The organism is Loigolactobacillus backii (assembly GCF_003946275.1).
Lineage (GTDB): Bacteria > Bacillota > Bacilli > Lactobacillales > Lactobacillaceae > Loigolactobacillus > Loigolactobacillus backii.
Genome location: NZ_RHNQ01000005.1, coordinates 23,059 through 47,678, shown reverse-complemented (window position 1 = coordinate 47,678; position 24,620 = coordinate 23,059). Strand labels below are relative to the sequence as shown.

At 40.0% G+C, this 24,620-nt stretch carries 21 protein-coding genes, 1 pseudogene, 1 riboswitch and 1 other annotated feature; of the genes and pseudogenes, 13 read left to right on the top strand and 9 right to left on the bottom strand.

Going from position 1 to position 24,620, the window contains the following annotated elements; translation table 11 throughout:
• The first annotated feature begins 93 nt into the window (after positions 1-93).
• The 5 genes and pseudogenes from nagE to EKM61_RS02025 all read left to right on the top strand — a co-directional run bounded on the left by nagE (position 94) and on the right by EKM61_RS02025 (position 6,754).
• Positions 94-2,075 (top strand): annotated as a pseudogene (nagE, locus tag EKM61_RS02040) (N-acetylglucosamine-specific PTS transporter subunit IIBC).
• A 214-nt stretch (positions 2,076-2,289) separates the two neighbouring features.
• Entirely contained in the window at positions 2,290-2,433 is a 144-nt protein-coding gene (locus EKM61_RS11985) for a hypothetical protein (protein WP_156520008.1), read from the top strand.
• A 3-nt stretch (positions 2,434-2,436) separates the two neighbouring features.
• Positions 2,437-3,279 carry a BglG family transcription antiterminator LicT gene (licT, locus tag EKM61_RS02035; protein ID WP_068226068.1) on the top strand — a complete coding sequence of 281 codons (843 nt, stop codon included), beginning with the start codon at positions 2,437-2,439 and terminating at the stop codon, positions 3,277-3,279.
• Between the two features lie 114 nt (positions 3,280-3,393).
• Complete coding sequence (locus EKM61_RS02030) at positions 3,394-5,298, top strand: beta-glucoside-specific PTS transporter subunit IIABC (protein WP_068377205.1); 1,905 nt, start codon at positions 3,394-3,396, stop codon at positions 5,296-5,298.
• Positions 5,291-6,754: a glycoside hydrolase family 1 protein gene (locus EKM61_RS02025; protein ID WP_068377208.1), complete on the top strand. Its 1,464-nt coding sequence runs from the start codon at positions 5,291-5,293 to the stop codon at positions 6,752-6,754. Before EKM61_RS02030 ends, EKM61_RS02025 begins: the two co-directional genes overlap by 8 nt.
• 257 nt (positions 6,755-7,011) lie before the next feature.
• Here EKM61_RS02025 and EKM61_RS02020 read toward each other — a convergent pair whose 3' ends face one another.
• The 3 genes from EKM61_RS02020 to EKM61_RS02010 form a co-directional block, all read right to left on the bottom strand.
• Positions 7,012-7,266: a hypothetical protein gene (locus EKM61_RS02020; protein WP_125636147.1), complete on the bottom strand. Its 255-nt coding sequence runs from the start codon at positions 7,264-7,266 to the stop codon at positions 7,012-7,014.
• A 240-nt stretch (positions 7,267-7,506) separates the two neighbouring features.
• On the bottom strand, positions 7,507-8,169 hold the full coding sequence (locus EKM61_RS02015; protein ID WP_068226072.1) for a MerR family transcriptional regulator: 663 nt from the start codon (positions 8,167-8,169) through the stop codon (positions 7,507-7,509).
• A gap of 100 nt (positions 8,170-8,269) precedes the next feature.
• A complete protein-coding gene (locus EKM61_RS02010) occupies positions 8,270-8,506 on the bottom strand; it encodes a hypothetical protein (protein WP_068226073.1) in 237 nt (78 codons plus the stop codon).
• Between the two features lie 306 nt (positions 8,507-8,812).
• Between EKM61_RS02010 and EKM61_RS02005 the strand changes: the two genes are divergently transcribed.
• Entirely contained in the window at positions 8,813-9,631 is an 819-nt protein-coding gene (locus tag EKM61_RS02005; RefSeq protein WP_068226074.1) for a Cof-type HAD-IIB family hydrolase, read from the top strand.
• 446 nt (positions 9,632-10,077) lie between these two features.
• Here the strand turns inward: EKM61_RS02005 and EKM61_RS02000 are convergent, their stop codons facing one another.
• Both EKM61_RS02000 and EKM61_RS01995 read right to left on the bottom strand, forming a co-directional pair.
• On the bottom strand, positions 10,078-10,455 hold the full coding sequence (locus EKM61_RS02000) for a DUF1634 domain-containing protein (RefSeq protein ID WP_068226075.1): 378 nt from the start codon (positions 10,453-10,455) through the stop codon (positions 10,078-10,080).
• A 2-nt stretch (positions 10,456-10,457) separates the two neighbouring features.
• Positions 10,458-11,303, bottom strand: a complete 846-nt coding sequence (locus EKM61_RS01995; protein WP_068226076.1) for a sulfite exporter TauE/SafE family protein — start codon at positions 11,301-11,303, stop codon at positions 10,458-10,460.
• Between the two features lie 508 nt (positions 11,304-11,811).
• On the opposite strand from EKM61_RS01995, the gene EKM61_RS11980 reads away from it, so the two are divergent.
• Positions 11,812-11,982 (top strand): hypothetical protein, encoded by a 171-nt coding sequence (locus tag EKM61_RS11980; protein ID WP_156520010.1) that lies wholly within the window; start codon positions 11,812-11,814, stop codon positions 11,980-11,982.
• A 142-nt stretch (positions 11,983-12,124) separates the two neighbouring features.
• On the top strand, positions 12,125-12,808 hold the full coding sequence (locus EKM61_RS01990; protein WP_125636145.1) for a class A sortase: 684 nt from the start codon (positions 12,125-12,127) through the stop codon (positions 12,806-12,808).
• Positions 12,809-13,786: 978 nt separating this feature from the next.
• Here the strand turns inward: EKM61_RS01990 and EKM61_RS01985 are convergent.
• Positions 13,787-14,857 (bottom strand): hypothetical protein, encoded by a 1,071-nt coding sequence (locus tag EKM61_RS01985; RefSeq protein WP_068226078.1) that lies wholly within the window; start codon positions 14,855-14,857, stop codon positions 13,787-13,789.
• A gap of 287 nt (positions 14,858-15,144) precedes the next feature.
• Between EKM61_RS01985 and EKM61_RS01980 the strand changes: the two genes are divergently transcribed.
• Positions 15,145-15,663: an O-acetyl-ADP-ribose deacetylase gene (locus EKM61_RS01980; protein ID WP_068279620.1), complete on the top strand. Its 519-nt coding sequence runs from the start codon at positions 15,145-15,147 to the stop codon at positions 15,661-15,663.
• An 88-nt stretch (positions 15,664-15,751) separates the two neighbouring features.
• The gene (locus EKM61_RS01975) at positions 15,752-15,943 is read left to right on the top strand and encodes an LBP_cg2779 family protein (RefSeq protein WP_068226080.1); all 192 of its coding nucleotides are present in this window, start codon (positions 15,752-15,754) and stop codon (positions 15,941-15,943) included.
• A gap of 330 nt (positions 15,944-16,273) precedes the next feature.
• On the opposite strand, the gene EKM61_RS11975 is transcribed toward EKM61_RS01975, so the two are convergent.
• Positions 16,274-16,432 (bottom strand): hypothetical protein, encoded by a 159-nt coding sequence (locus EKM61_RS11975; protein ID WP_156520011.1) that lies wholly within the window; start codon positions 16,430-16,432, stop codon positions 16,274-16,276.
• 91 nt (positions 16,433-16,523) lie between these two features.
• Positions 16,524-16,627, bottom strand: a riboswitch (SAM riboswitch).
• Positions 16,628-16,722: 95 nt separating this feature from the next.
• Here EKM61_RS11975 and EKM61_RS01970 point away from each other — a divergent pair.
• Positions 16,723-17,535 (top strand): Cof-type HAD-IIB family hydrolase, encoded by an 813-nt coding sequence (locus EKM61_RS01970; protein ID WP_068226081.1) that lies wholly within the window; start codon positions 16,723-16,725, stop codon positions 17,533-17,535.
• Positions 17,536-17,689: 154 nt separating this feature from the next.
• Positions 17,690-17,938 (top strand) — a binding site (T-box leader).
• A 49-nt stretch (positions 17,939-17,987) separates the two neighbouring features.
• On the top strand, positions 17,988-20,279 hold the full coding sequence (metE, locus tag EKM61_RS01965; RefSeq protein WP_068377211.1) for a 5-methyltetrahydropteroyltriglutamate--homocysteine S-methyltransferase: 2,292 nt from the start codon (positions 17,988-17,990) through the stop codon (positions 20,277-20,279).
• Between the two features lie 98 nt (positions 20,280-20,377).
• Here the strand turns inward: metE and EKM61_RS01960 are convergent, their stop codons facing one another.
• Both EKM61_RS01960 and EKM61_RS01955 read right to left on the bottom strand, forming a co-directional pair.
• Positions 20,378-21,430: a D-alanine--D-alanine ligase family protein gene (locus tag EKM61_RS01960; RefSeq protein ID WP_068226083.1), complete on the bottom strand. Its 1,053-nt coding sequence runs from the start codon at positions 21,428-21,430 to the stop codon at positions 20,378-20,380.
• Positions 21,431-21,547: 117 nt separating this feature from the next.
• Positions 21,548-22,774, bottom strand: coding sequence for an aminotransferase-like domain-containing protein (locus EKM61_RS01955; protein WP_068226084.1), 1,227 nt, complete (start codon positions 22,772-22,774; stop codon positions 21,548-21,550).
• Positions 22,775-23,640: 866 nt separating this feature from the next.
• On the opposite strand from EKM61_RS01955, the gene EKM61_RS01950 reads away from it, so the two are divergent.
• Positions 23,641-24,534, top strand: coding sequence for a LysR family transcriptional regulator (locus EKM61_RS01950; RefSeq protein WP_068226086.1), 894 nt, complete (start codon positions 23,641-23,643; stop codon positions 24,532-24,534).
• The last annotated feature ends 86 nt before the right edge of the window (positions 24,535-24,620 follow it).

Sequence of the window (24,620 nt, the reverse complement as noted above, 5' to 3'; positions counted from 1 at the left end):
TAATATTGGTATACTATCTATTATATCAATTATGGCTTGCTTTCATTACTTTCTTTCATTAAAATGTCTACGTATAAGAGAGAGGGAATGAAAATGAAGACGTACTTTCAGCGAATTGGACGTTCATTAATGTTACCCGTTGCTGTTTTGCCTGCAGCAGCGATTTTAGAAGGTATCGGTCATATGCTGCCAAAGAATTGGGCAATCGCACAATTCTTGCAAGTTGGTGGAACGGCCATTTTAAGTTATTTGTCGTTACTGTTTGCTGTTGGTTTGGCGTTTGGCATGGCGGAAGATAAAGATGGGGCGGCCGCATTAGCGGGTGTGGTTGCCTATATTGTGCGCGTTACATATTGATGCCAAAGAACGTTGCTTTATTGGAAGGGATTAAGGTAAGTCAGGTAGCACCAGCATTTACCGCAATCACTGATTCAAACGTTTTTATTGGTATTGTGGCTGGCCTGGTTGCAGCGGCGATGTATAATCGTTTTCATAAAGTTAAGTTGCCAATGGCGATTTCATTCTTTAGTGGTAAGCGATTAGTTCCCATTATGTCGGCCTTGAGTATGTTGGTCGTTACGGCGATCCTATTATTCGTTTGGCCAGTTGTCTACACTGCTTTAATTGCCTTTAGTAAATGGATGGTTGGACTTGGGCCGATCGGTGCCGGACTTTATGGATTCTTCAATCGGCTATTGATTCCAACTGGCCTACACCAGGCGTTAAATTCAGTTTTCTGGTTTAACGTTGCTGGTATTAATGATATTGGTAATTTTTGGGCAGGTACTGGGGTCAAAGGTGTTACCGGTATGTACCAGGCTGGATTCTTCCCGGTGATGATGTTTGGTTTGCCGGCCGGTGCCTATGCGATTTATAAAAATGCCTTACCTGAGCGTAAAGCAGAAACAAAGTCATTGATGATGGCTGCTGGTTTTGCCTCTTTTTTTACCGGGGTCACTGAACCACTAGAATTTTCTTTCATGTTTGTGGCTTGGCCACTTTACTTGTTACACGCCGTTTTCACTGGGTTGTCACTAGCGTTTGCAGCATTTATGCATTGGACTGCTGGGTTTGCGTTTAGTGCTGGGCTCGTGGATTATCTACTCAGTTTTAGAATGCCCCTAGCAAACATGCCTTACATGTTATTGGTTCAGGGTGTTGTGATGGCCGTTATTTATTACTTTGGCTTTAATTTTGCAATTCAACGATTTAATTTGATGACGCCAGGTCGTGAGCCGTTAACGGATGCGGATGAATTAGTGGATGATGACCCTGACGATGATAAATTTACCCGCCAGGCTAAACGAATTTACGCCGCAATCGGTGGCAAGGATAATATTAAGGTGATTGACAACTGTACAACGCGGTTACGATTACAATTACAAGATACAAAGAAAGTTAATCAACCAGTTGTTAAAGCTGCCGGTGCCGCCGGAATCAACGTTTTGGATCAACATAATATTCAAATCGTCATCGGTACAGAAGTTCAATTTGTTGCCGACGCCTTAAGCCAGTTATTTAATACCGGAGCACCAATGAGGGCCTTAGCAACCTCGGCCGAACCTGTGGCAAGTGCCAGTGTGACAGCAACGCCAGCAGCTAAAGTAAAAAGCGTAACGGAAGACTTCTACGCGGTGGCTAGTGGTGAGGCAATGTCGATTACCAAAGTTGCTGATTCTACCTTTGCGCAGAAGATGTTAGGCGATGGCTACGCAATTGAACCAACCTCTGGGCAGATTGTGGCGCCAGTGGACGCTGAAGTCACGAGCATTTTTCCAACTAAACATGCGATTGGCTTCAAAACTGCTGCTGGGTTAGAAGTTTTACTTCATATGGGAATTAATACAGTTGAGTTAAAGGGAGCGCCATTTACGATTGCAGTGACTGAAGGGCAAAAAGTGAAACACGGTGATTTAGTTGCTACGGCCGATTTAGCGGCAATTAAGGCCGCCGAAAAGGAAACAACAATGATGGTTATTTTAACGAATATGCCACTGGTTGCTAGTGTTGACCTTAAACAAGAATCGGGTCAAATTGAGGCAGGTCAAGCTATTGCCGAAGTATCAACAAAATAAAGTAGCCATAAAAAATTGATTTAAAATTTAAGGGAATTAATTATTAGGTTTTTAGATGTTAGTGCGCCAAAAAGACAGACTAAAAACGAATAATTGGTTCTTTTTTTTGTAGGAAAGCACTTAATAAATAGGAAGAAAAGGCTTTTTTAGGATTTTAATTGTGATGAAAAAATTGTTCTAAACCATTGCAATCAATTTTAGGATGATTTAAACTGTGTTTACAGATAAAGGATTGTTACCGCAGATTATGTGGGCAAAACCTGATAAGCCAGTTGTTAGCCGTAATGAAAGCGGTTATCCAACTGATTTTATCAGGCTTTTATACTTTTTGGGTGAACAATCTATTCAGGGGGAGTGATTCATGAAGATTAAAAAAATTTTCAATAATAATGTATTACTCGCTGAACAGGATCATCATGAAGCTGTTTTGATCGGTAAAGGTTTAGCATTCCAGAAAAAAGCAGGTCAGGAAGTTGATGAAACTAAGGTTAGCAAAATCTATGCACCAACAGAAGAAAAATGGCTTGGTATTTTTCGAGATTTGATGCAGGATATTTCACCTGAATATTTTGAAGTTTCTTCGCAAATTATTGAATATGCAGAGCAACTATTGAATACGAAATTTAATGAATACCTGTTGATTGCACTTACCGATCACATTCATTTTGCGATTGTCCGGCAAAAAAAGAAAATTGTGATTCATAACGAAATGCTTTGGGAAATTCAACGGATATACCAGCAGGAATACTTGGTTGGACAACGGGCGCTGGAGATTATTCAGCAAACGTTTAATATTCAACTACCTGATGATGAAGCCGGGTTCATTGCCTTTAAATTTGTTGAGAACAGCATGGGCCGAGGCAATGAAGATGAGACGTTAGCGATGACCAAGTTGATTAACGATGTTTTAAATATTGTCAAATATCAACTAAAGATTGATTTTAAAACTGAGTCAATTAGTTATCAGCGGTTCTTGGTTCATTTGCGCTTTTTCGCGGAACGAATTACTAAAAAGGGGCCGGTAGTCGATAAGACGGATGATGACCATTTCTTATTTGACCATATTGCCCAGAAATATCCTGACGCATTCACTTGCGTTGAGAAGATTAAAGCATTTATTGAGCAGTCAATGAACGAAACGATTTCAATGAATGAACAAGTCTACCTCACAATGCACATTCAGCGTGTGGTGGATGAAGGATAATTTTATAAGTAACGGGATTGTAACTAATTCGATTAGGCAAAACCCAAATATGTAGTTGCTTGTGTCAGGGCAACTGGATATTTGGGTTTTTATTATTTTAGAGAGGTGATCATTTTGGATTATAAAGCATTAGCTGGTGAAATTTTAAAAGACGTCGGCGGGAAAGAAAATATTAATTCAGCGTGGCATTGTGCAACACGAATACGGTTTAAGCTTAACTCTGAAGATAAGGCACAAACTAAAAAGATTGAGGATTTAGATGGTGTTATTACCGTCGTTAAAAGTGCCGGCCAGTACCAAGTCGTTATTGGTAACTCGGTTGCCAAAGTGTTTGACGAATTAGCGGATCAGGCCGGAATTGATAATCCAGATGACGCTACGGAGGCCCAAGCACCAGCACAAGACGACAAGTCTCAATCTAAAGGCAAAAACCTACTTAATCGTTTCATTGCGTTTATTTCAGGTATTTTTACACCATTCTTGGGTGCCTTAGCCGGTGCCGGGATCTTAAAAGGGTTGTTGGCCCTATGTGTTGCCTTTAATTGGTTAACCGTTTCTAGTGGGACGTACAAGATTCTTTACGCAGCCGGTGACTCAATTTTTTACTTCTTACCAATATGCTTGGCCTTCACGGCTGCCAAGCAATTAAAGGTTAACCAGTACGTCGCTGTTGCGTTGGCCACCTCGTTACTCTATCCAACATTGGTTACTGCTGCGACTAACGGTCAAACATTGCGGTTTATGGGCATTCCAGTGGTTCCAACGACGTATACGTCAACCGTTATTCCAATATTGTTGGCCGTTTGGGCATTATCTTATTTAGAACCATTTTTGGATAAAATATTCCCGGATGCCATTCGGAATATTTTCACGCCATTAGTTTCACTAATCATCATGGTGCCTTTAACGTTAATCGTTGTTGGACCAGTTGGTGCGACAATTAGTAATTTATTAGCTAAGGGTGTCTTCGGTATTTATAATTTTGCACCTATTTTGGCTGGAATGATCATGGGTGCTTTCTGGCAAGTCTTCGTCATTTTCGGTGTTCACTGGACGTTTGTCCCGTTAATGATGAATAACATTTCCAAGATGGGCTATGATCCATTGCTGCCAATCTTGAGTGCGGCCGTACTTTCTCAGGCTGGCGCTGCACTTGGCGTTTTCTTGAAATCAAAAGATAAAAAAATGAAGTCATTGGCTGGTTCTGCCAGTGTTACCGGTATTTTTGGTATTACTGAACCAGCTATTTACGGGGTTACTTTAAAGCTGAAACGACCATTTGTTTGTGCCGTTATTGCTGGTGCCATCGGTGGTGGTATTATTGGTGGATTCCAAGTTCATGCTTCATCATTCACACTACCAAGTCTATTGTCATTACCAACGTACCTCGGCAAAGGTTTTATTGGTGAAATTATCGGCCTACTAGTTGCCTTTATTTTGGCCACTGTTTTAACGTACATCGTTGGCTTTACAGAAGATACGAGTACCGATTCTGAGTCAACTAAGGCCGATTTGCCAACTAGCAAGGGAACTGAAACCATCTTAGCACCTGTTGAAGGAACAATTATTCCTTTAACGAGTGTCAAGGATGAAGTATTTGCTTCCGAAGCAATGGGCAAAGGTTTAGCAATTGTACCAACGAATGGCTTAGTTAAATCACCCGTTAACGGGACTGTAACAGCCGTTTACCCAACAGGCCACGCGATTGGTGTCACTTCTAATGAAGGCGCCGAGATTTTGGTTCACATCGGGATTGATACAGTTAAACTTAATGGTAAATATTTTGAAACATTAGTTAAGCAAAATGATGTTATCAAGCAAGGACAATCATTGGTTAAATTTGACCGTGAAAAGATTGCGGATGCAGGTTACGATACAACTGTGATGGTCATTGTTACCAATACTAATGATTACGCAGACGTTAAACCAACTTCTGCTACTGAAGCGAAAAATAATTGGTTGTTAAATTTAAGTGCAAAAACAGAAAATGCAGATCAAGGAGTGGTACAAAATGTATAAGACGACGTTTCCTAAACAGTTTCCAGATGATTTCCTCTGGGGTGGTGCGACAGCCGCCAATCAAGTTGAAGGTGCTTGGAATGTGGACGGCAAAGGTTTAACAACCGCCGAAGTTGTTCGTAAGACAACTGACCGTAAACACATGTCAATGGACGATGTTGACAAGGAGTCGATTCAGGCTGCTTTAGCGGATAAGTCCGCTGCCGATTATCCAAAACGACGGGGTGTTGATTTTTACCATCACTATAAAGAAGATATCAAATTATTTGCTGAAATGGGTTTTAAGGTTTATCGTTTTTCCATTGCTTGGTCACGAATCTTTCCTAATGGTGACGATGCACAGCCAAACGAGGCTGGGTTGGCTTTCTACGAGAAGGTCATCGATGAATTGGCCAAATATGATATCAAACCATTAGTGACACTTTCACATTATGAGATGCCAATTGCTTTGACGTTAAGGCAAAATGGTTGGCTGAGTCGCGATACGATTAAGGCGTTTAATCATTTTACTGAAACCGTCTTTAAACGGTTTAAGGGCAAAGTACCATATTGGTTGACGTTTAACGAAATCAATACCGGAACGTGGGGCTTCCACGCAACTGGGGTGCTGGACAGTCATGAAACGCGAGCAAAGCAATTGCAGATGCGTTACCAGGCATTGCACCATCAGTTTGTTGCAAGTGCCATTGCAACAAAACAGTTACGTGAGATTGATCCCAAGGCTAAAATGGGTTGTATGCTAGCTCGAATGCAAACATATCCTGGAACACCCAACCCAGTGGATGTCCGCACGGCACAACTTGAGGATGATAAAAACCTATTCTTTACGGATGTTCAAGCACGTGGTGAGTATCCAGAATATATGAACCGTTATTTTGCCGAAAATAAGATTGAAATTAAGATGGCAGCGGACGATGAAGCCATCTTAGCCAAATACCCAGTTGATTTCATTAGTTTTAGTTACTATATGACAACTGTCACTAAGGCGGATGAAGGCGAACAAGTAAACGGAAATATGGCAACTGGTGGCCGGAACCCATATTTACAAGAATCAGATTGGGGCTGGCAAATTGATCCAATTGGTTTACGCGTTACGCTAGATGAAATGTGGGATCGTTACCGAAAGCCACTGTTCGTAGTAGAAAATGGTCTCGGTGCTGTTGATCAATTAACGTCGGACGGTAAGGTGCATGATGATTACCGAATTGATTATTTACGTCAGCATATCCAGCAAATGAAGGAAGCCACTGAAGATGGTGTTCAGTTAATGGGTTACACAATGTGGGGACCAATTGATTTGATCAGCTTCTCAACCTCAGAAATGTCCAAACGGTACGGCTTCATTTATGTTGATCAGGATGATCAAGGCAAAGGTAGCTTAGATCGAATTAAAAAGGATTCCTTCTACTGGTATAAAAAAGTTATTGCGTCAAACGGTGAGGACTTAACTGATTAAGTAATAACTGAAGGTACATGAAAAAACACTACTGAATTTAATTAAATTCAGTAGTGTTTTTTCATGTATTTGGTTTATTTTCGCTAATTGAGCACGTCTAAAACAATTCAGTAATAAAATACCGGCAAAAATTAGGTCAATCTAAACTGCGATTCGGACTTCAGTTTATTTTAGTCCGATCGACACCTTGTCTAATGAAGCAAGCAATGGTCCTCAGTGCAGAAATAGACGCTAAGCAATTTTCCAAATACTTTTAGTTAATTAAGGTAGTCAGGAAAATTATTCTGATCAATCGTATAGTCCCGCTCAACTGGATGGTGACCTAATTTATTAAGAAAACTTTCAATTAAGCCTTGAATAGATACCTGTCGATTAAGCAGTGCAATTGCCTCACTGGTAACAGTAAGCAACATCGTTAACTGACGATGTAATTGTGTAATATTGAAGCGCCGATCTTTGGTTGGGACTTTAATTTCGTTAATGGCAAAGAAGCCGTAATAGTAATTTAGCAAATCAAGCAGACCTCTCTAAATTAATTTAGTATTATTATATGATAAATATATACTAATGATACAAAAAGTGCAATAGTAATCTAATTAATTATTAGAGAACCTTCTTCAAGACACATTAAAAATGTATCTTGAAACTATTTGTTGTTGCTATTCGAAGAGGTATATGGAAAAGTAACTTCTCCGGATAATTTAATGTAAGCGTGTTTAAAAAGTCAGAACTTAACTATTTTTTTAATTCTACTAATCGCGAGAGAACAACCGTGACCAGAAGCCCTTTTTGGTTTCGGTTGATTGAGTTTGCATATCTGCCAGTGTTCGTGGCTTATTATTGGCCTCTGTGTTAGCTGGTGTGGTCGCTGCTGAGTTGGCAGTAGTAGTTGCTTCGCTACTAGTCGTCGACTTACGTACCTCAATTGCCTTCAGCAGGTGTTCGTACTTATCGTTTGTTTCATCTAACTGCTCTTGCAACTTTTTGAGTTGGCCAACAACTTCAGTGTTTTGGTCAGATAGTTGTTTTAATGTATAAAGTACCGGCGCTAAATTATCATTGTCAGTAGAGTTGTCGGGAGTTGCCGCTGAGGCCTCTGCCGGCAAAGTTGATTTTGCAGGAGTTGCAGTGCTACTAGTAGGTGCTTCAGAAATAATCTGTTGACCGAATACTTCACTAATAGCGTTTTTCAAAGTTTTATTGTGTTCTTTTTTTATGATATTTACTTGTGCCAAATCAGTGATATTTTGAGCACTATAGAGACGGCCGTTATTTTGATCACGATGGAAGTAATCAGTTCGATGTGTGACTTTTTCGACTAAACCTGAATAGGAACGCAGGGTTTGCGGACTGATGTCAAGTTGATCTGCAGTTTGACGTGGCGTCTGGTATTCTTCACCCGCAACATTTTTCATTATAATCACCTTTACTCCAGAAATTAGCGCGCTTAAAACGCCGCTTAACTTATTATAGCGCATCAAAAAGCGACTGTCAGGGCTTTTTTGATAAATAGTTTTATTTAGAGTGGGCCTGACGATAAAAACTAATAATAGCCATGACGACAACAAAGAAAAAGCTAAAGAAAACGGCAATTGCCTTAGCGAGGCCTGCTATACCAACAATTTCTAGCGCACAGTAAAGGGCAAAATAGGCAATAACATTAACGAGCAAACTGCCAAGACTATTAATTTTTAGTGTCGTGTAGATACTTACGGCTAAAAAACCAATAATGCAGAGACTAATCAACAACATAGCAAACACCTCAAATTGAAATTTTTATGGTAGAAATATTTTCAAAAGTAGCAAGTCGTTAGTGTACTTTTGACCATTATAAAACAATGATCACTTTCAGCTTAACAGGAATTTTCATTATTTGCGATAATTTTGTAAGTCAGGTAGCGTGTTGGGTTAGTCCGCTCGATATCGTTAGTAATCCTCAATTGCGGAGTAGAAGCTAAACGCTTTTTCCAACACGCTCTAGGAAGTTTAACTCGTTCAATGATTTCAGCAAGGTATGCTAAAATGAATGTAAGCGTGTAATTAATGGAGGAATCTTAAATGTATAAAATGATCGTCTGTGATATGGATGAAACTTTACTAGATAATCAGGCCAAAATTTCAAAGAAGAATGAGCAGGCTATTAAGGCCTTTACGGCACAGGGTGGCCACTTTGTGTTAAACACAGGTAGAAGTTTTTTATCTGTGCAAGATAATCTAAAGCAGCTAGGTTTAATCGATAAGCCGAATCAATACGTGATTGCCTATAATGGTGGTGCCATTGTTGAAAATCGCGCCAACCAGATTCTAACCGTTAATCAAATGCCTTTTGAAACTGTCAAACAGATTTTTGATTACGCCGTTAAACGGAACGTCACTGTTCATATTTACGCCGTTCAAGGTCTGTATATGTGGCGTCCAAGTGACCAAGAACTTCATTATATTAAGCAACGGGTTGCTGATTTCGACATTTTAACATCATCTAATATTGATGGCCTAAAGCAGCAGCCATTGGTTAAAATTTTGTATCAGGCCGATGATCCTGCATTTAGAAAAGAATTAAGCCAAGCAGTAGCTGCACTACTGCCAGATGAACTAACGATTACTTTTTCCTCTAATCGTTACGTTGAGTTTAACCCTGCCGGCATTGATAAGGGAACAGCAACTTTACAGTTAGCTAAGCAATTACGGGTAAAGCCAAGTGAAATTATGGCAATCGGGGATAATAGTAATGATTTGGCCATGTTAAACGCAGCTGGACTCGGCGTTAGTGTTCAAAATGGTACCGCGGCTGTAAAGCAGGCCGCTGGTTACGTCACACAGGCCACTAATAATGAAAGTGGTGTGGCCGAAGCGCTAGAAAAATTTGCATTAAGCTAAAAGAGTGTTTGGAAAAGCGCCCAGGTTCTGAGCATTAGTCTAGATTGACGAATAATTCACGTAGTGGATTATTTGGCGATCGTAACTAAGCGCAGGGACCTGCTTTTTCAAACACGTTTCCAGCAAATTAGAGTGTCTCAAAAAGCGCCTAGGTTCCGAGCATTACTGACGATGTCGATCGGACTAGGATGAACCGAAGTCCGAGTCGCAGCCTAAGAAGGATTTTCTCAGGCAGGCTTAGTTCACATCAATCAAGAAAATAGTGACAGAAGTAATTTCTAAACAAAGTCTGACTAGATGTCCAGTGCGGAAGACTTTAAGGCGGACACTAAAAATACTCCCTGAAATTAATTAATGATCTAAATTCAAGGAGTGGTAATAGTGTTGAAAAATTTAACGTTCTATCTGGAGCCTAATTTATTTACCCATTTAGATTTTAGTTGAAATTATTTGCCTAAGTAACCAATAGCCATCCCGAAAATCAAGATAATTAAAACAATTGTTGTGATCACAACGTAAAGTAGGTCACGTTCTTTAAAAAAGGCGTAAATTGAAACGACAACCCGTAAAACGGGCGTTAGAATAAGTGCAAAAAGACCTAGCATAATGATGGCGTAGGGTTTAAATTGGGCAATTCCGCTAAAGATTGCGCCAAAATGGGTAGGAAAACTACCGGCCGGATAGCCTGATTTACCAGTGATTAAAAGGGCTAATAGACCCACACCAATAATAATAGCGGAGATGATCACGCCAATTTGTAAGATGACACCGATTAACTGTTCAACTTGATTCATTTCTTGTTGCATTTTCGTTGATTGTTTCATAGTTAAATTGTCACCCCGAATCCTTTGAGAACCATCTCAAGGCCCATATAACCAATGATCGGAATAAAGATAATTCGAATCCAGCGTGGCTTTAGGCGCTGCATAATACGCGTTCCGATCGTTGCGCCAAACAAAACACCAAGTGCTAACGGTGCGGCAATCTGCGGCTTAATTGAGCCATTAAAGAAATAAACGGTTGCGCTTGCTGCCGCCGTAACGCCCATCATTAGATTACTGGTAGCACTGGAAGGCTTTAGCGGCATTTTCATGAAAGTATCCATTGCCATCACTTTAAAGGCGCCACTGCCGATTCCTAATAGACCACTGGCGAGTCCAGCACCAAACATGACGGTAAAGCCAGCGGGTACATTTTCAACTTGATAATCAACTTGCTTTTTTAGTGCTTTATCATAGTAGCTACTGTTGAGTCTCAATCGTTGCGCGATTTTGTCAGGTTCCACTTTATGGAGGACCTCGTTACCGGATTTTAATTTGCCGTACATGTTCCAAGCTGAAAATAAAAGGAGTAAGCCAAAAAGAATGAACAAAAAGCCGGTGTGAACAACTCCGACTAGAACTGCACCGATAATTGCACCTACCGTCGTTGCGATTTCAAGAAACATAGCAACTCTTAAATTAAGCAGTTCATCTTTGACGTAAGCGATGGTTGCGCCTGAGCTAGTGGCAATGACGGAAATAATACTGGCACCGATGGCGTATTTAATATCGAGTCCAAAAGCCAACGTGAGAACAGGGGTGATGATAATACCGCCACCAATTCCTAGAATAGCACCAAGAATACCGGCGAGTACGCCGACACAAAGAATGATGACAACTGAGTGAATCATAAGGATTACCTTCTTTACAAAATAATTGCGAAAAATATTACTAAAGTAAGGGTACATCATAAAAATTAATTTTTTAGACATGTATCTGCTAAGGAGTGGTTGAAAAAACGGTTAGATTCTACTCCGCAACTGCAGATTATTACTCTAGAACGTGCGCTAAAAGTTTGGTTCACGGGCCTAACTACGGGAAGTTGCTTTTCCAAACACGGTTCCACTAAATTAGCCAGAGAGAAACTAATAAAGGTAATTTTTAAAAACAACCTAGATAGTTAAATATTTCTAAAAAATAATTCTGAAACCATTATTACAATAGCATAGAGTTTTTAATATTAAAAATTCTAATCAACTATTTTGCTGTATTATGGTTAAGTAATAAGGTTAATCTAAAATGAAGTAAGTGGCATGTAAATAAATTAATGAATCAACGTTAATCCAGTGGTATTTTGGAGTGAAATTTGAATGATCTTTCCACGATGCTCCGACCATTAAGAAAGAAGTGAGAATGTAAATGATGAAAATAATTAAGTTACCGTCACTTTGGCTACTAGCGGCCTGGCTATTTTTATTTTGTCAAAGTTTTTACGCTAATTATAGTTGGTATATCTCGTTAGTTTATGGCATTCTGGTTCTGGTTTGGATTTTTATTGTTATTAAGGATTATCGCAAACTTGGTAAATAGTTCGCAAAGAAAAGCTAGATCAAAATTTAACTAGTTGATGTAGCTTACCAAAGAAGGGGCTTCGGTATTTTTGTTTGAGTATTAGACCGAATACTTACTTTGCGCTAAACTAAAAGGTAATTACAAAAAAGGAGTGCTTAATGTGTCTAAGCGCGTGCGCAATATATTAATAAATACTTTGATTGGCGTATTATTAGTCGTTGGTTTAGTTTTAATCTTTAATGAACCAATTAAGAATTGGGTCATCCAAGAGGTTGGCCAAAATAGAGTAGAGCAAGTAACAAAGACTAAAATCGCTAAAAATGAAAAGAAGAAAACAACCTTTAATTTTAAACAGGTAAAGTCGTTGGGCGTTAATCAAGTGGCCCACGTGGCAGTTCACCAAAATGGGCTCTTAGTGATTGGCAAATTGAGTATTCCTAGCGTAGGAATGCATTTGCCGGTTGTGAAGGGGCTGTCTAATGATGCCCTAGCAACTGGTGGGGCAACGATGAAGTCTGGCCAGCAAATGGGTAAACGAAATTACGCGCTTGCTGGTCATTATATGTTGAATAACGGGACAAACCTTTTTTCACCACTTGATAATATCAAGTTGGGAGATGCCGTTTATTTGACGAACTTGGAGCACGTGTACCGTTATCGGGTAATAATGAAGAAGGTTGTTAATCCTTACGCCACTAGTTTGGTTAATGATGTGCCCGGTAAGAAGATCGTGACGTTAATTACCTGCGCTGATGGTGGGGTTAACCGCCTGGCTGTTCGGGGAAAGTTAGTTCAAGTAACCAAGGCAAATAAACAGACACTGGCTATTTTTAATAAAAAATAACTTGAAAAATTTTTAATGAATTTAATTTAGTGTGTCTAAAAGCAAGCAAATTATGTTTTTTAAGCCTAATTATTTACAACCAATTTTGAAGTTACAGTTTAGTAGAAAAAAGAAAATGAAGTGAAACAAAAGTCGGTTTTGGGTTTACGTTCTAGTGGAGTGTAGCGCTCATATTTAAATTAAATTATATCGCTACTAAAAATAATGCTTATGCCGCTTGCCACTGAATTACACGTGGGCAGATTTAGTCAGGTTTCATTCCGGCGCTGGCGTATGGAACGCGTGGCGCGTTGACAAGCTAATTTTCTTTCCGATTAAAACCATTCGGAAAAGAAAATGGATCTTGTCAATCACGCAAAGTACTAAATGACCACAATTCGGTCATCAAGTACCTTCGACACGGCTGATACACCAGCGCCTCCATTTCACCTTGGCAGTGGTTGAGTTCTAATTATTGACTAATCAGTTGTTTAGTTTAGTACAATTCAGCTTTAATGCTGCACAACTTAACGGCGGCCTTAATTGGCCGTCAACACTGACAGCGCTTAAATGTTCCACTGCGGCCAGATGGAATGTAGGGGCGCGAGGACCAGCTGTGTCGATGATTATTAATGGCGGTTTGGGCCATTTAGAGCCATGTTTCAACTTGGCGATTTATGCCCTTAGTTGAATGGTCATCGTCCGTAACATCTAAGATTTTCGTTCCGAAAATCATCCACTATTGTGAAGTAGAATCATGCGGGCTTGGCGAGATCAACTTTTACCCCCGCTTTGCCCTTATCTGGTAAAAGTTAGCTCGCCAACCCGCCACGCGTTCCGTCCTCGCGCACCGGAATGGAATCTAATCTGTTCAGGCTTGTTCCAGTTAAGTTTTGGCGTTCTGAAAACTAGCTAATAGTTTTAAATATGGTCGCTACGATGCTCTAGAGTAATGATCGTAATAGTAAGGGGCTAGGACTTTTGTCCCGGCCCCATTTTTTACACTGTGATTTGAAAAGTTTCTGGTTGCACACTGACTGACGTTAATAAGTTGCCCGGAATGCCTAATTGTCTGGCCGTAGCGACTTTAGCAAGTAATTCAAAGTAGACTTGCTGTTTTGCTTCGGCCGCAGTAAGCGCAAAATCAGTAAATTGACGACCAGAAAAATAATATTGATATTGGAAACCACTTGTTTTTGGAGAAAGGAAGCCACTTTTTAGCCAGTTATTAAAGTCGGCCTGGTGTTCGGCAGTTACGGTTTGCAGGTGAATAGAAAACGATAATTTATTCGACCTAACTGGGATGTCCGAATCCTGTTTTTGTGGCAATTGAAGTTTGATCTGGTTGAGATCCTGCTGAAAGAGATGGACATCAGTGCTGTTAAATAAATGACGGTCGGAAAAGATAACTGGAAAATGCAATGAAAATTGACCGATTAAGTTAGACTTACAGAAAAATTGGACTGAATTCTTGTCGGATCGTAGTTTGTAGGTCAATTGTTGTTGCCTGAGAAAAGTTAAAAAGTTTTGGTAAATTTGCAGTAATTGTTTGGCGTAATGATAGGCCGGCTTGTCAATCTGGTAATCAGTGATATTGGCAAGTATCGCGGGGACACCAAATAATTTGGCACAAAGTGTGCGGTGATTGCCGTTACCAGTTAAAATGTACTGGTTGCTGTGATTTGATTGAAAATAGCTCATTTCGGCTAAGCCCTCACCATTGCTGGCTGTTTCATTAGAGGCATAAAAGTTGGCGGCACCTGCATATTGGCGAGCATCAAGTACATCGAAATTTTTGCGTAATTTTTTTTCATGAAGTACAGCAATCTGATTTGCTAAGCACAAATGGTCCCAAAATGAAAGGCCGTTGATTCCACGATTGATAGCAACTACTTCTGAAAGTGGCACCAATTTAGTGGCAACTTTTTTCATAGGGCGATAGTAATGGTATAAAAACGTCTCGAGATTATTTTGGTTTGTACTTTTTGCTGTGTGAATTGCCGTCATACTCACACCACGTTCAAGTAAGAAATCACGCAAGTGTGTGCTGCTATCTAAAGGATATTTCACTAATTTATTGCCTCAATTCTATAGGATAAAAATTATGTAGATTTTGAATGCCGTACGATTTAAATGAATATTACTTGGCCCCTGAGTGTAACTAGTGTACTTTTACGGATCACGTTTAACCAGATTCTACCGTAGAAAAATCGTGAGCACAGTTGTTTTTGAAAAATAGATTAACAATGAACTGGGGCCGAATTAAATTTAGTTTAACCTTTTGAAGTAAACTTTGAACAAAAAACGGTACTTGAACTTACTTTGGATTAGAATGAACTTGAAGGGATGGCGGTACCATGGAAATTCAACTGGGTGATATTACGAAATCAAAGGCAGATGCAATCGTTAATGCTGCTAATACTAGTTTACTTGGAGGCGGCGGTGTTGACGGCGCAATCCACCGTGCTGCTGGGCCGAAATTATTGGCCGCTTGTCGCAAGTTTAACGGCTGTCCAACTGGTGAAGCACGAATTACACCAGGATTTTTATTACCGGCCAAGTTTGTGATTCACACACCGGGACCGATTTGGCAAGGTGGGCAGAAGCATGAGGCACAGTTACTTCGAAATAGTTACCAAAATAGTTTGGCGTTGGCTGAAAAATACGCCTGTCAAACGGTTGCCTTTCCATCAATCAGTACCGGAGTTTACGCTTATCCATTAGCTGCTGCGGCTAATATTGCTGTAGCAACTATTCAAAATTTCTTAAAGCAGGCAAAGCAGGTTCAACAAGTGACGATGATCTGTTTTGATGAAGTAACAATGCGTGCTTATCAGAGAGCTCTGACCGATCACTTAAAAAATACCGGTAAATGAGTGATTGTGGTAAACTGATAATTAAGTAGAAGACAATTAATAGTTGAATAGCCGGTGTTTTTAAGCATGAAAGGAAGAGTGTTTTAGAATGAGTGAGCATAAATTAAGTGACTTTGCAGAACAGATTATCCAATATCAAAAGAAACATGATTTAACTGATAATGAAATGGCGTTTTCCAGCCACGTTTCGGTTGAACGGATTCATGATATTAAATCTAATGAAGTCGAACCAAATGCGGACGAAATTCAGCGCTTGAAAGAATTCATGGGTGGAAATTAAAAGGCAGTCTTACTGCAGAATACTTTAGTAAAAATTTACGAAGAACGAGATTCTATCTTGAAATTACTTTCGTGAGTGTTTCTAAATTAAATTAGGTCTCCAAAGGCGCTTAAACTTTTTGTGCCTTTGGAGCCATTTTTTACATAAAAAAAACAGCCACCAAAGTAGTTGGGGTGGCTGTTTTGGCACTCATAAAGAGTGCGGACGTGTTAAACACGTTTCGGACTCGAAGTCCAATAAGGTCTGGCACCTTATATGAGTACTATAGCACGTTTATTTCTGTTTGGATAGTGCAGCGAAGCAGAGCCCAAACGTCCTTCTAAATAAACGCTAGGCTTTAATCGATTTATCCGGTTTATTAGTTGTTGTGTGGCGGGCCAAGGCATCCTTCATTGCTCGCCGAATGAGATTGGCAGTAACATTAGTTGATGGTTGTTCATCTGTTCTAACGGTGATGACTTTTCGAAAATTTTCTTCTGATAAGCGCATGATCTATTCCATCCTTTCTAAATTTGATTTAGAAAATAAAAACGCCCCTTAGCTTGTTAGCCGAAGAAGCGTTTGGAATCTCACGTTTAGCTCCTTATCTCTTCAGCTTGTTGCTGCTGGAATTAGCACCTTGCTCATACAAGTAGGTTGCTGTGTTCTCACCGGGCCAGTTCCCTAAAACACTCTGGATAAGACGTCTTTACTTTTCTACCTTCAGAATAGCAAGTCGGCAGTTGAAATGCAAGCGCTTTTTTCACACGCGTATAATGTAATTGTTGGGGGAATATGAAATGATTAAAATGATTGCTCTGGATCTGGATGGTACGTTATTAACATCGCAACTCACGATTAGCTTACGAACACGACAAATACTTTATCGGCTACGGCAACACGGAATATACATAGTATTGTGTACTGGCAGGGCAATTAATGCAATTGTGCCCTATTTAAATGACCTGAATTTATTTCAAGCGGATGATTTCTCAATCAATTTTAATGGTGCAGTTGTTAGCAACAATGTGACCCAAGAAGCCTTAGTACAGAGTGCGCTTAGTAAAGATGATCTGCGACCATTGTATCGGCTGGCACAAAAAATTCAGGCGCCACTAGATGTACTTGATTTTAAGCGCGTTTATTCACTGAGTGAGTTACCTCAATCGACTTACCAAGCGGCGTTAGGCCAATTACTAGAGTTTGTGCCAACAACTTTTGCAACATTATCGGCGGGCCCTTTTGCTAAAGTCGTTTCGAAAAGTAACGCGAAAATGACGGACCAATTAGCCTTACAAATTCCGGAAACCTTTCACCACCAGTTTCACATTGTGCGCTCGCTACCAAACGAACTTGAATTTCTTAAACCTGGCGTTGATAAGGCAACCGGCCTAAGTCAATTACTGACTCACCTTAATTTATCACCGGCCAATTTAATGGCCTTTGGTAATGAACAAAATGATATTGGCATGTTACAGCTGGCCCAAGTGGGAGTTGTTATGGCCAATGCACCGGCAGCCATTAAAACTTATGGGTCAGCGCTGACAACCAGCAATGATGAAGACGGCGTGGCGGACTTTTTAACACAGTATTTTACTTTCTTAAATAACTGACCATTATTGTTGAGATATGAGTTAAACATCATTCAAAACATTTCTTAAGTTAAATTACCATGAGATAAATGATTTAAACCTGTAAATAATAAAACGTGGTTGACAGAGATAAATGATGATGTTATTCTTTATACATTAATTATGAAAATTAAATGAGAACATGAAGACGAGAAGAGTAGTTGATGAGAACAAGACAAGCGAGTCCTAATTGGTGGAAGAGGACCTTGATCAAGTCGGTGAAGATGATCTCTGAATGGTGTCGTTGAGCAATAGCTAGGCGACAACGGTTGTGCCCGTTAACAGCACGACAGTCTAGGTATCATACTGTACTGTCAGAGTCTATTTTTGCGAAAGAATAGAAAAGTAAGGTGGCACCACGAAATTTAACAGTTTCGTCCTTTGGTTAGGACGAAACTGTTTTTTTATTGGTTAAAAATGAGGAGGAAGTTAATATGGTAAAGAGTAGTAATGCAGGTTATCCACGAATTGGTGAAAAGCGCGAATGGAAGTTCTTACTGGAACATCTGTGGGCAAACAAAATTGATGAAACAGAATTTTTAGAAGGGACTAAAGCACTTCGGTTAGCCAATTTAAAAAAGCAGCAGACTGCCGGTGTCGATTTAATTCCAGTTGCCGATTATTCTAATTATGATCACGTTTTGGATACGGCGGCGGCTTTTGGTGTCGTTCCACAACGTTTTGGAACTTTTACAAGCAAATTGAGTTTAAGTGATTACTATAATATTGCCCGGGGGACTAAGGATGCCGTGGCCGCTGAAATGACTAAGTGGTTCAATACAAACTACCATTACATCGTTCCTGAACTAGATCATGTTCATTTTCAATTACTAGATAATCGATGGTTGACTTATTACAAGGAAGCTAAGGCTGAATTAGGAATTGACGGTAAGCCAGTTATTTTAGGCCCAGTTAGCTTCTTGAAGTTAAGCAAAGTTAATGATGAATATGTTCGTGGTGAATTACTTGATCAGTTGTTGGCTGAACTTTTGCCACTCTACGTTCAGATTTTCAAAGAATTAGCTACTGCCGGTGTTAAATGGGTTCAATTAGATGAACCAACCTTAGCCACCTTAGCGGATAAAAAAGAAATTCAACTTTATAAAAAAGTTTTAGAAGCATTGCATGAAGCAGCTCCAGAAGTTAAAATTTTAGTTCAAACTTATTTTGCGGCCGTTGACTATTATCAAGATATTGTCAACTTACCAGCTGCTGGTTTTGGACTTGATTTTGTTCACGATCATGGTGAAAATCTCAAGGCCCTTCAAACCAATGGTTTCCCTGAAGGTAAGGTTTTGGCCGCTGGTATCGTGGATGGGCGAAATATTTGGCGTAGTGATTTAGCTAAGAAGCAGGAATTAGTCGCCAAGATTGAGCAGGCCGTTAAATCGGATCAGCTTTGGTTACAGGCTTCTAATTCATTACTTCACGTGCCAATCACCGTTAAAAATGAGGCCAAACTTGATCCAGTAATTAAGGGCGGCTTGGCATTTGCTGATGAAAAGATAGCTGAAATTGTAACCTTGACCAAGGGTGCGAATGGTGTAGATATTACGGCTGAATTAGCGGACAGTAAAAATGCATTGGATCGATTGAATCAATCGGAACACCGGAATAACGCTAAAGTTAAGGAAGCCGTTCAAACTATTCTAGCTTCTAAAACGGAGCGTCATTCGACCTATCCACAGCGGGTTAAGGCTCAAAGCGTTTTGAACTTACCGGTTTTACCAACAACAACAATTGGTAGTTTTCCCCAATCACCTGAAGTACGGTCCCAGCGGAAGGCCTGGCGTAAGGGTGATTTATCCAATGAGGCCTACCAAGAATTTCTGGATAAAGAAACGAAGCGTTGGATTAAGATTCAAGAAGATTTGGATATCGATGTTCTGGTTCACGGTGAATTTGAACGAACTGACATGGTTGAATATTTCGGCCAGAAATTAAAAGGTTTCACCACAACCCAAAATGGTTGGGTTCAAAGCTATGGTTCACGTTGCGTTAAGCCACCATTAGTTTTCGGTGACGTTCAGTGGACAAAACCAATCACGGTTCGTGACACTGTTTTTGCACAAAAACAGACTGATCGACTAGTTAAGGGCATGTTAACCTCAGCCGTCACAGTTATTAACTGGAGCTTTGTTCGTGATGATTTGCCAAAGAACCTAGTTGCTGATCAGATTGGTTTGGCTCTGCGTCATGAAGTTAAGGCCTTGGAAGATGCCGGCATTAAGATTATTCAAGTTGATGAACCAGCTTTGCGTGAAGGATTACCGTTAAAGCCACGCTACCGGCAAGAATATTTGGATAATGCAGTTAAAGCCTTCAAGATTACCACAACTGGTGTTAAAGATGAGACGCAGATTCATACGCATATGTGCTATTCTGATTTTGAGGATATCTTACCAGCAATCAGTGCCTTGGATGCTGATGTCATTTCAATTGAATCGTCACGCTCTAAAGGTGAAAGTATCAAAGCCTTTGAACAAACTAAATACGATAAGCAAATCGGATTAGGTGTTTACGATATTCATAGTCCAAGAATTCCTTCAGTTGAAGAAATTGAACAGAATATTAACCGTGCGCTAAAAGTTATTGACGTTCATCAATTCTGGATTAATCCAGATTGTGGTTTAAAGACACGTAAAGAAGCCGAAACAATTCCGGCTTTGAAGAACATGGTTCAGGCGCGCAATAACGTCCGTGCTAAATTAGGCGTAAAAGAATAGTCGAAAATTGAAAATTTAAAGCAGAAATGCGGCAAAATGAATTTTGTCACAGCAAAAAGGACACCGTCTGGGGAGAGGGTGTCCCTTTTTGTCGTGCTTTAAATTTCTTTTTGTTGGTAGGCGACCACCTTACCATTAACAATCTGATCACATAATTCTGGGTAAGAAATACCATCGGCGACTGCTTCTTGAGGTAGCAAGGAAAGTGGGGTCATACCAGGCAGCGTGTTGGCCTCGATGACAAAGATCCCATCAGCGTTAACGAAGAAATCAATCCGACCGTAATTTGCCATTTCCAGCACTTTAAAGGTCTTTAAAGCAATTGATTTCATCTCTTCATGAACATCGTCGGGTAAATCTGGCGGAGTCACAAAGGTTGTCTTGTTATCCTGGAATTTATGTTCAAAGTCATACCAACCATCATTAACCTTAATTTCAATTCCAGGTAAGGCAATACCATTGACGATTCCCAGTGAGAACTCACGGCCACTGATGAATTCCTCAACTAAGGCCTCGTTATCGAAACGAAATGCATCGGCAAGGGCTGCGTTAAGTTCATTAGCATCATGAGCAAAATGCATACCGATTGAGGACCCACCAGAAGTTGGTTTGACAACGACGGGGAAACCAAAATCCATTGGCGGCACCTCGGCATCATTTTTCGAAACGGCAACGTAGCGCGCCGTTTTAATCTTGTTTTGGAACAATAGTTCTTTGGATATTTTTTTATTCATTACCATGGCAGAAGACAACGGATCGCTACCAGTGTAACGGACGTCAAAAGTATCAAGAACGGCCTGGACCTTACCGTTTTCACCGTCTTCACCGTGAAGACCTAGAAAAACGATGTCTGCAGCCTGACAAATTTTTAGAACGTTTGGTCCAAATAATCCCCGGGTTCCATCCGTCCGTAATTTGTTGATCGCAGCGTTGGTTAGAATCTCATCACTGATCACTTTGGGTTGTGGGGCGGGTTTACGGTCAAAAATCTCATCAATGTTTGTCACATCTTGGAGTTGATCCCCCAAAAATAGATCGATTAAAACTGCTTGATGTCCCTTTTCGCGTAACGCGTTGGTAATTTTTATGCCGGAAGATAACGATACATTTCGCTCTGGGCTCCGGCCGCCTGCTAATACAACAATCTTCATAATTTAAATACCCCCGAATGTTTTTAGAAACCTAAGCTTACCACAAAAAGATAATCAGGGAAACAAAAAAGCGCGATTTAATCAACGTTGGAAGCGCAATCAGTTGGTCCTTTAAAATCAATTGGTTGAAATTGATTCCAGCTGAATGTCCGTGCTCCAATTTGTTTGTGCAAGGTGCTGTTTAAGCTGACCACCTAATTTCTGGATGCCTAATTGAATTGTTTTTTCGGTTAAATTGGTGTAATTTAGTCGGGCGGCGTTTTTAGTATTACTAACTGGAAAAAGATGTTCACTAGGAACGTAAGCAATATTTTCAGCAAGCATCGTTTGTTTTAAAAATTGGGTCATATCCAAGTTACCAACGTTTTGGATAAAGATGAAAAAACCACCTGCGGGATTAACAACGTGAATTTTTTCTGGAAAATAGGTTTTAATTGCGTTCATCATTGCGTCTTTTTTAGTTGCGTAGGCCGTATTCATTGCCTGAATATGTTGATCTAGGTCGTTGTCGGTCAGATAACGATCAACTGCGCGCATCGTTAAGTTAGATGATTGCACGTCACTAGCCAATTTTAGTGCCGTAATGGGCTTTAATAACTTTTCATCGGCGATTAGCCAGCCCAAGCGTAAACTAGGTGATAAAATTTTTGAACAGCTACCTAACATAATAACGCGACCCTCAGTATCAAAGGATTTGATTGCAGGTAGAGCTGCGCCACTGAAACGTAAATCACGGTAGGGTGTGTCCTCTAGGATTATAACGTCGTATTGGTTGGCCAGGCGAACCAACGCCTTGCGTTTTTCTAGTGACATTGTGACGCCAGTTGGATTTTGAAAATCAGGGATCGTGTATATAAATTTAACTGAATGGGTCATGAGAATTTTTTGTAGTTCGTTAACATCTAAACCGTCGTCTTCCATTGGTGCCTCGTAGTACGTTGGCTCGTAAGCATCAAAGGCGGATAGTGCGCCTAAGTAAGTTGGTCCTTCAACGACCATCCCATCCCCAGGATTTAACAACAATTTAGCCGTCAAATCGATTCCTTGTTGGGCACCTTGAGTTAAAAGTACGTTGGCGGCCGTAGCCTGAACGCCGGCCTGCTCAGCCCGCTTGGCGAATTTTGTACGCAAACTTTCTAAACCTGAAGTTGAGGTGTACTGGAAGAGAGTAGCATCCCCCGTGGCCAAAGTATCAGAAAAGGCGGCCTGTAATTCGGCCTTGGGAAATAGTTGATCGTTGGGGTAACCACCAGCGAATGAAATTAGGTCCGGGTTACTAGCATACGCAAAAAGATCAGTTAAACCATTGTCAGTTGTTTTAATACGGCGCGCAAGTTGTGTCATCATTAATTTCCCCATTTCTTAATTAAAATTGGCTATTACAGTTTAGATTTGTTATTAACCATGATAAAATGAAATTTAAGATAAGTAAAACTCAACTTTTTCATATTTAAGTGAAATTAATTCAACTCGAAACTAAGCATAAAAGTTGTGTTAGTTTAGGCAGTGTTTAAAAATTACTTTTTAATGGTGCTTTCCGACTGACATAGTGGAAACATGTTTGAAAAGATAGCTTCCTGTGGCTACCTTGTTTCAACTTGACGTTCTTTGCGTTCGTTGTAAACAACTAACTGTAATTGCGAAGTAGAATCTAAACACTTTTCCAAACATCCCCTAGTACAGGAAGGTCAAATGAATCAAACATGTTTAGCACTTCTTTCTAATTCGGTATACATATATATAAAACCCTCAGGAACCCAAAAAGTGACACTAAAAAGGCAATAATTTTTGTGGTTACTCCAAAAGTTGATCAGGGCGGGGTTAATTACTGCTTTTTTATTTTACTTTTTTTGCTACATTTATTTTTTGAAATTAGTTAATGGCGGCGAGTACCGCCTCGGGTACGAACTCGGGTACGACCCCGGGTACAACCTCGAGTCATACCTCGAAGGAGTACTCGACGATTTCGCGGTTATTTTAATTAGCAATATTTTGTGGCGTTTGGTGGAAACATGTTTGAAAAAAGCAGGTTCCTACGGTTCGGACTTCGGTTCATCCTAGCCCGATCGGCATCGTCAGTGAAGCTAGTAATAATTTTCAATTGCAAAGTAGAATCCAAACGCTTTTCCAAACACGCTAGGCAGTGTTTGACTATTATTCAGAAGGTCACCTTTTCAAACGTAACTCGGGTTATCAATGGAGGTCAGTTGATGTCATCATTTTCTTACGAAGTTTTTCATGCTGTTGTTGAACATAAAACGTTTTATCAGGCGGCCGTAGCGCTAAATGTTACGCCTAGTGCGGTTAGTCATTCAATTAATCAATTGGAAACTGAACTGGGCTTTCCACTGTTTATTCGTAATCGAACCGGAGCAGAACTAACAAGCGATGGTGCACGTATTTTGCCGATTGTTCAGGAAATTTTAAATACTGAGGAACGTTTACGGCAAGAGGCGGCCAATATTCAGGGATTAAATTCAGGATCGTTGCGTATTGGCGCATTTAGTAGTGTCTGTATCAATTGGTTGCCAACAATAATTCGTAAATTCAAGAAAAAATACCCAAAGATTGATATTGCGATTGTTCAAAGCAATTTTAATGATATTGTCAATCAAATTAAGATTGGGACAATTGATATTGGTTTTTCGGCGTTACCAATTGATGAGCAGCTGTTAGTGACGCCACTTGTCAGTGAACAGATATTTTGTATTACGCCTAAAGATTTTATACCTAAGCACAAAACTTACGTTACCAAGGCAGATGTGGCCAACCAGAATTTTATTTTGCAACAAATTGATTACGATAAAGATACCAAGCGTGCGTTAGATCGTTATAATGTGCGACCTAACTCAATTCGTTATAGTATTGATGATCAATCAATTTTGGCGATGGTAGAATCTGGTCTAGGAATGGGTATTTTACCAGAGCTGGCGCTGCAGAAATTATCCGGGGACGTTAATATCTATCCGTTTGATGAAGATTTTCACCGAACAATTGCCTTAGTGACGAATAAAGTACAGGCAACTGCACCATCAACGGCTAAAATTACAACTGCGATTGAAATGTACATCAAAGATCGTTACCAAGATAGCCTGTTGGTCTGACGGAATAATTTAAGCAAAGAAGCGCTTGTCAAAGTTGCGGTAGCGTCTTAAAATAAAAGAGAGATCAAATAAACTTGACCATTAGA